At 59.8% G+C, this 11,379-nt stretch carries 9 protein-coding genes and 1 rRNA gene; 9 read left to right on the top strand and 1 reads right to left on the bottom strand.

All coding sequences use genetic code 11. The features are described 5' to 3' along the window. Positions 1 to 34 precede the first annotated feature (34 nt). From rrf to nrdF, 6 genes are all read left to right on the top strand, one after another. Positions 35 to 150 (top strand): 5S ribosomal RNA (rrf, locus tag KUV41_RS01855). A 651-nt stretch (positions 151 to 801) separates the two neighbouring features. Beyond that, the gene (gnd, locus tag KUV41_RS01850) at positions 802 to 1,707 is read left to right on the top strand and encodes a phosphogluconate dehydrogenase (NAD(+)-dependent, decarboxylating) (protein ID WP_222164154.1); all 906 of its coding nucleotides are present in this window, start codon (positions 802 to 804) and stop codon (positions 1,705 to 1,707) included. 365 nt (positions 1,708 to 2,072) lie between these two features. Then, positions 2,073 to 2,297 (top strand): glutaredoxin-like protein NrdH, encoded by a 225-nt coding sequence (gene nrdH, locus KUV41_RS01845; protein ID WP_206944232.1) that lies wholly within the window; start codon positions 2,073 to 2,075, stop codon positions 2,295 to 2,297. Between the two features lie 94 nt (positions 2,298 to 2,391). Then, positions 2,392 to 2,796, top strand: coding sequence for a class Ib ribonucleoside-diphosphate reductase assembly flavoprotein NrdI (gene nrdI, locus KUV41_RS01840; protein ID WP_224908929.1), 405 nt, complete (start codon positions 2,392 to 2,394; stop codon positions 2,794 to 2,796). Then, complete coding sequence (nrdE, locus tag KUV41_RS01835) at positions 2,778 to 4,949, top strand: class 1b ribonucleoside-diphosphate reductase subunit alpha (protein ID WP_206944230.1); 2,172 nt, start codon at positions 2,778 to 2,780, stop codon at positions 4,947 to 4,949. Before nrdI ends, nrdE begins: the two co-directional genes overlap by 19 nt. 254 nt (positions 4,950 to 5,203) lie before the next feature. Next, entirely contained in the window at positions 5,204 to 6,184 is a 981-nt protein-coding gene (gene nrdF / locus KUV41_RS01830; protein WP_206944255.1) for a class 1b ribonucleoside-diphosphate reductase subunit beta, read from the top strand. Between the two features lie 126 nt (positions 6,185 to 6,310). Here the strand turns inward: nrdF and KUV41_RS01825 are convergent, their stop codons facing one another. Further along, complete coding sequence (locus KUV41_RS01825) at positions 6,311 to 7,321, bottom strand: helix-turn-helix transcriptional regulator (protein ID WP_222483882.1); 1,011 nt, start codon at positions 7,319 to 7,321, stop codon at positions 6,311 to 6,313. A gap of 107 nt (positions 7,322 to 7,428) precedes the next feature. Between KUV41_RS01825 and KUV41_RS01820 the strand changes: the two genes are divergently transcribed. The 3 genes from KUV41_RS01820 to KUV41_RS01810 all read left to right on the top strand — a co-directional run bounded on the left by KUV41_RS01820 (position 7,429) and on the right by KUV41_RS01810 (position 11,334). Next, positions 7,429 to 9,648, top strand: coding sequence for a TonB-dependent siderophore receptor (locus KUV41_RS01820; protein WP_261395882.1), 2,220 nt, complete (start codon positions 7,429 to 7,431; stop codon positions 9,646 to 9,648). Further along, positions 9,638 to 10,669, top strand: coding sequence for an alpha/beta hydrolase (locus tag KUV41_RS01815; protein WP_222483881.1), 1,032 nt, complete (start codon positions 9,638 to 9,640; stop codon positions 10,667 to 10,669). Before KUV41_RS01820 ends, KUV41_RS01815 begins: the two co-directional genes overlap by 11 nt. A 101-nt stretch (positions 10,670 to 10,770) precedes the next feature. After that, positions 10,771 to 11,334, top strand: coding sequence for a type 1 glutamine amidotransferase domain-containing protein (locus KUV41_RS01810; RefSeq protein WP_222164148.1), 564 nt, complete (start codon positions 10,771 to 10,773; stop codon positions 11,332 to 11,334). Positions 11,335 to 11,379 lie beyond the last annotated feature (45 nt).

Genomic DNA, 11,379 nt, shown 5'->3' with positions numbered 1-11,379 from the left:
CTTTGCCAGCATTGATATACATTGCCTTTTTTCGCCTGACGACCATAGCGAGTGGGAACCACCTGATCCCTTGCCGAACTCAGAAGTGAAACCGCTCAGCGCCGATGGTAGTGTGGGGTCTCCCCATGCGAGAGTAGGTCATCGTCAGGCATTTATTCAGAAGAACCCCGATTATCGAGAGATGGTCGGGGTTTTTCGCATGCATGGGTCGACCCCGCTTTTTATGTGTGGGGCCGCGCCGATAACCGCCTCGGCGCGGTCCGGCCTGGCTCTTCTCAAGGGCGGGCTCGTGGCGTTCGCCACCCCTTGCAGCTTCGCTGCAGCCGTTGTAAAGAGCTCCAGGGTGGCTCACCCCCATGCGAGAGGCAAGCTGCCTGGTTGCTAGTACCTCTGCGGATCTCGGGATTTTCCACAAGGTCAAGCGTTTCCATAGACGAGTGCGGGTCGATGGCTCCCTCGGCGTGGACCGGCCTGGTCCTTCTCAAGGGCGGGCTCGTGGCCCTCGCCACTTCTTGCAGCTTCGCTGCAGCCGTTGTAAAGAGCGCAAGGGTGGCTCACCTACATGCGAGATCAGGCATTTATTCAAAAGAGGCCCGGCTATCTAGAGATGGCTGGGCTTCTTTTATGACGTCCGCCTTTTCCGTCTAGCCGAAGCTTGGCGTAGCGGAAGGCGGGCGTTGGCTCTCTGCAGCCGTACGTTGAAGGCCGCATAAGGCGGCTGTGCATTGGCACCATCTGAACCGACAGATATCGTGAGCACCGCGACGATACTGACGTCACCATTCATTTAGAGGAGCATACATGGATCTTGCAATGATTGGCCTTGGGCGCATGGGCGCCAACATGGCAGAACGTCTGGTTCGCGGCGGTCATCGTGTCATTGGTACAGACCCTGGCGCTGAGGCACTCTCCAGCGCACAGCAGCGAGGAGTTGAGCCAGCACAGACTCTGGCAGAGGCGGTCGAGCAACTTCCTTCCCCGCGTATCGTATGGCTGATGGTACCTGCGGGGGAAGCCGTTGATGCACTGCTCAAGGAGCTGACATCGCTGCTGTCCCCTGATGACATCGTCATCGATGGTGGCAACTCCATGTACAAGGACAGCGTGCGACGTGCCGCTGAGCTGCGTGAACATGGCTTGAGCTATGTGGATGTGGGAACCAGCGGTGGCGTGTGGGGGCTGGCAGAGGGCTACAGCATGATGGTCGGCGGTGATGATGCCGTGGTCGAGAGGCTCAAGCCGCTGTTCGAGACCCTGGCCCCGGCTGCCGACAAAGGGTGGGGGCACGTAGGGCCCAGCGGGGCAGGCCACTTCACCAAGATGGTCCACAATGGTATCGAGTACGGCATGATGCAGGCGTTTGCGGAAGGCTTCGCCATCATGGAGAAGAAGACCTCCTTCGGGCTGGACCTGCATCAAGTCGCTGAGATCTGGCGTCATGGTAGCGTCGTACGGTCCTGGCTGCTCGACCTGACCGCCAATGCCCTCGACAAGAACCCGACCTTTGACGGCATCGCCCCCTATGTCTCTGATTCCGGCGAAGGGCGTTGGACGGTGAGCGAGGCCATCGAACTCGACGTCAGTGCCCCCGTCATCACGATGTCCCTGCTTGAGCGGCTGCGCTCCCGTGAATCCGACTCCTATGCGGATAAGATGCTCGCTGCCATGCGCAATGAGTTTGGCGGCCACGCCATCAAGTCATCCTGAGCATCATTGCGCAGGAATTAGCCTCCCTGGTAGCTCCGGCCGGGGAGGCCAACATTATCTGGTAGCGTGTGCCGATGAGCGCTGACCAGCGACGGATGATCTCCTAGCGCTGAAACAGATTGTTATTGCTGTCTTGACAAGACGGGAAGCGGGCAGTGGCGCGGGCTCCAGCGGTGTCCAAAGTTGTCCACAGGGAATACACAGAAAAAAACTATATCTGTGCTTGGAAAAATCTCCCTCTACCATATATAGTGCCCTACCGAAGGCGGGGAGTACGGCCTGGTGCCGTGACTCCACCGACCGCCCATGTCCACGCCATCCCCTATGATGGGCGTATCATCACGTCACGGACGGTAACGATTATCATGACCATCACGATCTATAGCAAACCTGCCTGCGTCCAGTGCAACGCCACCTACCGCGCCCTGGACAATCAGGGAATCGACTATACCGTGGTCGATCTGACCCAAGACGCCGATGCCATGCAGCGAGTCCAGGAGCTGGGCTACCGCCAGGTGCCCGTCGTCGTCGCTGGCGAGGATCATTGGGCCGGCTTTCGCCCGGACAAGATCAGTACGCTGGTCGCCTGATAACGTCCTTCGCACGTAAGTTCTTCGTATCTAGCGGATGTGCGCGGCGATGGCCGCGTCACGTCCGAGGCATCAGGGATGCAGGAGAATCGTCTTGGCTGAGCTGGTCTATTTCTCGACAAAGTCTGGCAATACACGACGCTTTGTAGAAAAGCTGGGTCTGTCTGCCAAGCGTATTCCGCTCAGTCGTGACGACGGTCCTCTGCGTGTCGATCAGCCATATATTCTCGTTGTGCCGACCTACGGCGACGGTGACCCGATGAGCTCGGTACCGCCACAGGTGATTCGGTTTCTCAACGATGCACACAATCGGTCCCTGATTCGGGGCGTGATCGCGGGTGGCAACACCAATTTCGGCGCAGCCTTTGGCCTGGCCGGGAGAGTGATCGCGCAGAAGTGTCAGGTGCCGCTTCTTTATCGGTTTGAACTGATGGGCACGGATGAGGATGTCCATCGTGTTCTTGCAGGGGTGAAAGAATTTTGGAAACGCTCAGCCTAGAAAAGGATGCGGCAACGCGACCCGCTGCCGATCACAACGCCAAGACACTCGACTATCACGCGCTGAATGCGATGTTGAACCTGTATGATGCCGAAGGGCGTCTGCAGCTCGACAAGGATCGCGAGGCCGCGCGTCAGTACTTCCTGCAGCACGTGAACCAGAACACCGTGTTCTTTCACTCGCTGCAGGAAAAGCTCGATTACCTGACGGAGCAAGGCTACTACGAGCGCCAGGTGCTCGATCAGTACGACTTTGATTTCGTTACCGCGTTGTTCGATCAGGCCTATGCGGTCAAGTTCCGGTTCCAGAGCTTCCTGGGAGCGTTCAAGTACTACACCAGCTATACCCTCAAGACGTTCGATGGCAAACGCTATCTCGAGCGCTTCGAGGACCGCGTCTGCATGGTCGCGCTGTCGCTCGCGCGTGGCGACGAGACGTTGGCGAAGCAACTGGTCGATGAGATCATCCACGGCCGCTTTCAGCCGGCGACGCCGACGTTCCTCAACTGCGGCAAGCAGCAGCGGGGCGAGTTGGTCTCCTGCTTCCTGCTGCGGATCGAGGACAACATGGAGTCCATCGGACGCTCCATCAACTCGGCTCTGCAGCTGTCCAAGCGGGGCGGCGGTGTCGCCTTCTCGCTTTCCAACGTGCGCGAGTCCGGTGCTCCGATCAAGCGTATCGAAAACCAGTCTTCAGGCATCATTCCGATCATGAAGATGCTGGAGGATGCGTTCTCCTATGCCAACCAGCTTGGCGCTCGCCAGGGCGCTGGTGCGGTCTATCTCAACGCACACCACCCGGATATCCTGAACTTCCTCGACACCAAGCGCGAGAACGCCGACGAGAAGATTCGCATCAAGACCCTTTCACTGGGGATCGTGATGCCGGATATCACGTTCGAGCTGGCCAAGCGTAACGAGGACATGTATCTGTTCTCGCCCTATGACGTCGAGCGCGTCTATGGTGTGCCTTTTGGCGACATCAGCGTGACCGAGAAGTACGACGAGATGGTCGCTGACGGTCGTATTCGCAAGAAGAAGATCAACGCTCGTGAGCTATTTCAGACCATTGCCGAGCTGCAGTTCGAGTCTGGCTATCCGTACCTGATGTTTGAGGACACGGTGAACCGTGCCAACCCGATCGATGGCCGGATCAACATGTCCAACCTCTGCTCGGAAATCTTGCAGGTCAATACACCTACCGAATACGACGATGACCTGGGCTATCGCAAGATCGGTGAGGATATTTCCTGCAACCTTGGTTCGCTCAACATCGCCAAGGCCATGGACTCTCCTGACTTCGGTGCGACGGTAGAGACCGCTATCCGTGGATTGACCGCGGTTTCCGAGATGAGCAACATCAGCTCAGTGCCGTCGATTGCCGAGGGCAATGCCAAGTCTCACGCCATCGGCCTGGGCCAGATGAACCTGCACGGTTACCTAGCTCGCGAGCATATCTACTACGGCAGCGAAGAAGGGGTGGATTTCACCAACATCTACTTCTACACCGTAGCGTTTCACGCCATTCGTGCGTCCAACCGCATCGCCATTGAGCGCAATCGTCACTTTGCCGGTTTCGAGAAGTCGAGCTATGCCAGCGGCGAGTACTTCGACAAGTACACCGAGCAGGCGTGGGAGCCGAAGACCGACAAGGTACGCGCGCTGTTCGACAAGAGCGGGATCCATATTCCGACTCAGGAGGATTGGCGTGAGCTGAAGGCGTCGGTGATGGCTCATGGGTTGTTCAATCGCAATCTGCAGGCGATTCCGCCCACCGGGTCCATTTCCTACATCAACAACTCCACGTCGAGTATTCACCCGGTCACGGCCAAGGTGGAGATTCGTAAAGAGGGTAAGTTGGGACGTGTGTACTATCCGGCCCCCTACCTGACGGACGAGAATCAGGACTACTATCAAGACGCCTATGAGCTTGGTCCTGAGAAGATCATCGACACCTATGCTGCCGCCACGCAGCACGTTGACCAGGGGCTGTCGCTGACGCTGTTCTTCCGCGACACGGCGACCACCCGCGACGTCAACAAGGCGCAGATCTACGCCTGGCGCAAGGGCATCAAGACGATCTACTACATCCGTCTGCGTCAGGCGGCGCTGGAAGGGACGGAAGTGGAAGGTTGCGTGTCCTGCACCCTGTAATGATGAGCCGTGATGGCGAAGCCGTCACGGAGTAGGCGGAAAGACAGGCCAAGGCGAAGTCACGGGTAGGAGTCTCTGGCACGATGCCGTGAGCCCTACCTGTCTTCGCCGCTCCTTTGCCAGCGAGACTACTGTTGTGGAATTCGCACGGGCAAAGGGACTGAAGGCCGTCTTGGTCGCCGTTTTTTGCTTCAATCGAGCGACGCGCCGTGCTCAGAGCCCGGCGCCAACCGAACGAGAACCCTCTCATGGATATGCCCGCTACCTCTGCTGCCCGTCGTTTGAGCCGGGTCGACGCGATCAACTGGAACAGACTCCAGGACGACAAGGACCTCGAGGTCTGGAACCGTTTGACCGGTAACTTCTGGTTGCCGGAAAAGATCCCCTTGTCCAACGATATCCCGTCGTGGAATACCCTGACGGAACATGAGCAGCAGCTCACCATTCGTGTCTTCACGGGCCTCACCCTACTCGATACCATCCAGGGCACGGTAGGAGCTCCTGCGCTGATCGAGGACGCGGTAACGCCTCATGAAGAAGCCGTACTGACCAACGTCAGCTTCATGGAGTCGGTACACGCGCGTTCTTACAGCTCGATCTTTTCCACGCTGTGCGCGACCCGTGATGTGGATGATGCCTACCGCTGGAGTGAAGAGAACCCCTTCCTGCAGAAGAAGGCCGAGTTGATCCTGGAGCGTTACCGCGCCGAGGACCCGCTCATGCGCAAGGTGGCGAGCACCTTCCTTGAGTCCTTCCTGTTCTACTCTGGCTTTTATCTGCCGATGTACTGGTCAAGCCGTGCCAAGCTGACCAACACCGCTGACCTGATTCGTCTGATCATTCGTGATGAGGCTATCCATGGCTATTACATCGGCTACAAGTTCCAGCGTCAGCTGGCCCAGCAGCCGCAGGAGCGTCAGGAAGAGATCAAGGCTTACGCGTTTGAGCTGCTGTTCGAGCTCTATGAGAACGAGGTGAAGTACACCGAGGCGCTGTACGACGACGTTGGTCTGACCGAGGACGTCAAGAAGTTCCTGCATTACAACGCCAACAAGGCGTTGATGAACCTTGGCTTCGAGGCACTGTTCCCGTCCAGCGTGACCGATGTGAGCCCGGCCATTCTGGCCGCGCTGTCTCCTGGCTCCGATGAGAACCATGACTTCTTCTCTGGTTCAGGGTCTTCCTATGTCATCGGCAAGACGGTGAGCACCGAAGACGAAGATTGGGCATTCTGACCGTCGTGTGTTGTCACTCACAGCGGAGTGACGTCTGACGACAGGGCCACGGCGATCGCCGTGGCCTTTTTTTTGCTCCTGGAACGTCGCGCTGTCGCGTCTCGGGGGCAATGCCGACGCGGTGCCTTAGCTGGCGGCGTCTGTGCTGAGTTCGCGCTGAGCGTGACGCCGGCACTGTGCCGGACCTTCACCAAAATGTTGCTTGAAGGCAGTGGCGAAGTTGGCGGCGTGCCGGTAGCCGGCGATACTGGCCGCGGTATCGACGCTGACGTTCTCGTCTTGCAGCGCCGCCCGGGCGCGCAGCAAGTGCTGCTGTCGCAGTCCGGCACTCAACGGCAGCCCATATTCCCGGTGATAACGCCGCTGCAGTTGTCGCAGACTCATCCCCAATCGGCTTGCCATGTCGGCGGGCGACAGGTGCAGCGACTCGCCGCTGGCGATCCAGCCGGCCAGGCGTTGCTGCCAGGCCTTGCCACCGTGGGAAACAGCAGGGGTCGTCTGGTGCGCCAACGCCTCGGACACCATGGCAAGGGCGATCGATTCGCGCTCCAGGTTAAGGACCGTCGTCATGTCGGCGGTCTGACTCACGCTGTCCAGGCGTGCCACCAGGTCGCTTGACGGTGTCCACCTCAGATGGCCGAGGTGCTGCCTGAGGCCGTGACAGCAAACACTGGGCAGCGGAGAGCCCAAGCGACGCTGGAGCCAGTCCGAGGTCAGGCTCAGTACGGCACTGAATTCCACTGCGCCACGCCGGCCGTGGCGGACGAAAGTGGTGGGCTCGTCGACCGCTATCAGCAGGCCGCAGGCTCGCTTGTTGGCATCGAGTGTAAAGCTATGCTCGTCGAAGCTCACGCAGGCCTCTCCGCGCCAGACCAGCGAAATCTTGAGACCTGGATGCAGCCGTGCCCGGGGCGTTACACCGTGGCGGTCACGCAGACGATTGAGGCGCAGGTACATGCCACGCTGGACCTCATGCTGTTGCACGATGCCATGCAGCGGCGCTCCAGTGGCATGGTGGTCGGCCGCGGTGCATTGATACTGGCTGGTCAGTACGCCCGCCAGTGACGTCAGGTCATGCTGATGAATCCAGCCGGCCTGGGGGGCTTTCGGCTGCGTTGTGGTGAAGGTTGTCGTCATGCCAAAGGTCGCTGGTCAAAGGGCAAAGGTATCGGGGTGCCGTCAGTGACAGAATGTCGCTCCAGGGATTTGAATGCAATAGATTCGCATTAAGTTTTGGAGGTGGCATGAAGGGCAACATGTTGTTGGCGTGGGTGCTTGCCGGAGCGGGGGGGGCGCTGCTGGCCACCGCTGCCCAGGCGCAGGATATCGCCGAGCAGAGGGCAGAGGGTCGGGGAGCAGAGGCCCAGGGGGCTGGGGGGGTAGGCGTTGATGATCCGGGAATCGAGGATCAGGAGCTGGACGTTACCCGGGTGATCGGTGTGCGCCTGTACGACATGTTGGCCAGTGAGCAGACCAAGGGCTATAGCGTTGACGCGGCTACGGTGGGTACCAAGGTGCCGGCCGCCCTGCGGGATATTCCGCAGTCGGTCAGCGTGGTCACCCACGATGCCATCGAGGACCAGGGGTTTGTGACCTTGGATCAGTTGGCGGCACGCACGCCGGGGGTGCGGGTACTCAGCAACGATTATGGTCGTTCCTCCATCTTTGCCAGAGGCTATGAGTACGATGCCTACAGCATTGATGGGCTGCCTGCGCCCATGAGCAGTATCCTCGGGTCAGTGCCGAGCCTGACCGCGTTCGACCGGGTCGAGATCATGCGCGGGCCGTCGGGGCTGTTCAACAGCACCAGCGAACTGGGCGGCATCGTCAACCTGGTGCGCAAGCGTCCGACCGAGACCTTCCAGGCTGAGGTGTTCGGCAGCCTGGGCACGCTGGACGATGGTGCGCTGGGAGTGGATGTGGCGGGGCCCATCGATGAGGCCGGCCGGGTAAGAGGGCGGTTTGTGGCACGCTCCACGGAGAACGCACAGTGGGTCGACGACAACGATAACCGGCAGGATGACCTTTACGCAGCGGTAGATATCGACCTGACCGATGCCACCGAGCTCTCCCTTGGCATCATTCATAATGCCAAGGACATCACGGTCAACAACGGCCAGCCGACCGATGCCGATGGGGATCTTCTGTATACCCGTCGTAGCGCCTTCTATGGGGCTGACTGGAACGACTTTGACAGTGAGTCCACGGATGTACTGGCAGAGCTGACACACCGCTTTTCCAACGATGGCTACGGTCGCGTTGCGGCCCGCTACTCCGACCGAGATGCGGACTACAACTATGCCTTCGGCGCCGGTGCGGTGGATGATCAGGGCAGGCTGAATGCTGCCGGTTTCGGGGGTAAGACCGACGAGACGTCGCTGTCACTGGACGCCAGCTACACCCAGGCGTTTGACGCTTTTGGCAATGACAACGAATTTGTGGTCGGGCTCGACCATAAGGACTACGACCAGGACAATCGCCAGGGGCGGGCTCGCGGGCTTGGAAGCAGTCTCAGCGTCGGTCAGCTCAATGATCTGGCCTACGTCAATGTCCTGGACAGTGCCCAGGCTGGCCTGTCCGGCTTCAGTCTTACCGACACCCGCAGCGAGCTGGAAGAGACCGGTGCCTACGCCAAGGTAACGGTCAGACCGATCGCCCCTCTGGCCTTGATCGCCGGCGGCCGCTTCAGTCATTTTTCCACCGAATACGACGACCGCACCAGTGATAGCGAAAGCTCTCGCAGTGACAGCGAATTTACGCCCTATGCAGGGGCTGTGCTGGACCTGGATGCTCAGCACTCCCTCTATGCCAGCTATTCGCGGGTCTTCAAGCCTCAGACGGCGTTCAACGAGGACAATGATCTGATCGATCCCCGTGAGGGCGATCAGTACGAGGTCGGTATCAAGGGCAGTTACCTGGGAGGGCGACTGAATGCTCGCGCCAGCGCCTACCAGCTCGAAGACAGCCATCGTGCAGCCGCGTCGAGTGATCCCGGTGCCAGCTATTCCGTGGACACCGGTGAAGTGCGTATTCGCGGTGCCGAGCTGGAAGTCACTGGAAGTCTCACCGACCAGTGGGACCTGATCTTTGGCTATACCTATACCGATACGGAGATCGAAAAGGCATCCAGTGCCCGGGATGATGGCATCTTCCTGCTGATGCCCGAGAACATGGTCAACCTATGGTCGCAGTATCGTTTCCAGCAAGGGATGCTCAATGGCCTGTCACTGGGCGGCGGGATCACCGCCATGAGCGACTTCAGTTCGAGCAGCGGCGTCGAGGCACCCGGCTATGCAGTGGTGGACGCGATGCTTGGCTATGAATTTACCCCGCAGCTGAGCGGCCAGCTCAACGTCTACAACCTGTTCGACCGTGAGTATTACCTGCGTGCAGGGGGCGAGGGCTCCTTCAACTTCGTGGGTCAGCCAGCCAGCGCCCTGGCCACCTTGCGCTATGCGTTCTAGGGCGTGGCAGATCATCGCGGGCTGGCCGCTGGGCATGCTGGTGCTGGTGTCACTGTTAGCGTCTCTCGTCGACAGCGCTGTCGCCATGGATGACGGCAGCGTGATGCCTGAGCTTGATGGGTCTCGGGTGGTGGTGGACGCGCAGACAGGCCTGTCCTATCAGGTCGAGGTGTCGATGCCGGATGCGCCTCGGCCAGCGCAAGGATACCCCGTGCTGGTGGTGCTGGATGGCAATGCACGCTTCCCGTTGCTGCGTGAGGCGCGGGACACGCTGACGCGAAAAGGTCCTGAGGGCAGCGCCCTGCCTCTGGTCATCGTCGGTGTCGGCTATCCCGGCGCTGAGCGCTTTGATTCCCAGCGACGTCGCTGGGATTTCACGCCCCCTGTGCCAACGGATATCGCCGCGCACGCGGCTGAGGCCGGCGAAGAGGGGGCATCAGCGAAGGGGCAGGAATCTGTGCAGGAAGGAGGGGCAGACCAGTTTCTTCACTTCTTGAGTGCTCAGTTGCTGCCCATGCTCGAGCGGGACTTGACGCTGGATCCGGAGCGTCGCGCGCTGCTGGGCCACTCGTTGGGAGGGCTGTTTGCGCTCTACGCTCAGCAGCGCTGCCCCGAGTGCTTTCGCCGGCTTTTCGCCATCAGCCCCTCGCTGTGGTGGGGTCAGCGTTATCTGGTCCAAGCGCTGGATGCCCGGCTGCAGGATGCTGAGTGGTGCGAGGCGCTTGAGGGAACATCGTTGCTGGTGGGGGTCGGTGCGCGTGAACAGTCACCACGCGAAGGCCATGTCGGGTCCCAGCGAGATCGCTTGCGCCTTCGGCGAGCCATGGTAGATGAAGCGCGTGACTACCAGCGCCGGCTACAGCAGCGCTGCGTTTCCCTGTCGAGTGAACTGATGATCTTTGCCGGTGAAGATCATGGCAGTGTGATGTGGCCAGCGGCGCGACAGGTCGTGGAAAGGCTGGCTGATCACGAGCAGGAGTCGCGTTCTGGGGAGAGTCTTCGCGACAGGGGTAGCAGCTGAAACGGCATACGGGTTGAAGTCTGGGGACTGCATCACTATCTTGTACAAGTGCGTGACAGAGCTTAAGAGAATGTCCAACTTATCTCTACAAGGAGGATGTCATGACGCAGCAAGTGGAAGGCAAACGAGTCGCGATCTTGGCCACTCACGGATTCGAGGAATCCGAGCTCGCGGTGCCAAAGGCCAAACTGCAGCAGCAGGGCATCGTCGTGCACGTGGTCTCGCCTGAGGCGAAAGGCATCAGAGCCTGGGCGGAAAGCGACTGGGGCGATACCTATGGCGTGGACGTGGCCCTGGAAGACGCCAGTGAGCACGATTATCACGCACTGGTGCTGCCCGGTGGCCTGTTCAACCCCGACGCCTTGCGTCTGGATGAAGCGGCCCTGGCGTTTGTCCGAGCGTTCTTCCAGGCGGGCAAGCCCGTTGCCGCGATTTGCCACGCCCCTTGGATCCTGATCAATGCTGATGTGGTAAGCGGGCGCAAGCTGACGTCCTACCCCAGTGTGGCCCAAGATCTACGCAATGCTGGCGCCGAATGGGTGGATCAACAGGTGGTGGTCGACAATGGCCTGGTGACCAGCCGCAAGCCCGATGATCTGGACATCTTCTGCCATAAGCTGGTGGAGGAAATCGGCGAGGGTCGGCACGCTAAGCAGCACGCCTAAGGCAGATCACACGCGGTTGATTCAAGGCCCCCGACGATGCCTTCG

The sequence above is a fragment of the Halomonas sp. DP8Y7-1 genome (assembly GCF_019801685.1).
GTDB lineage: Bacteria > Pseudomonadota > Gammaproteobacteria > Pseudomonadales > Halomonadaceae > Halomonas > Halomonas litopenaei_A.
This window is presented reverse-complemented; position numbering and strand designations above follow the sequence as displayed.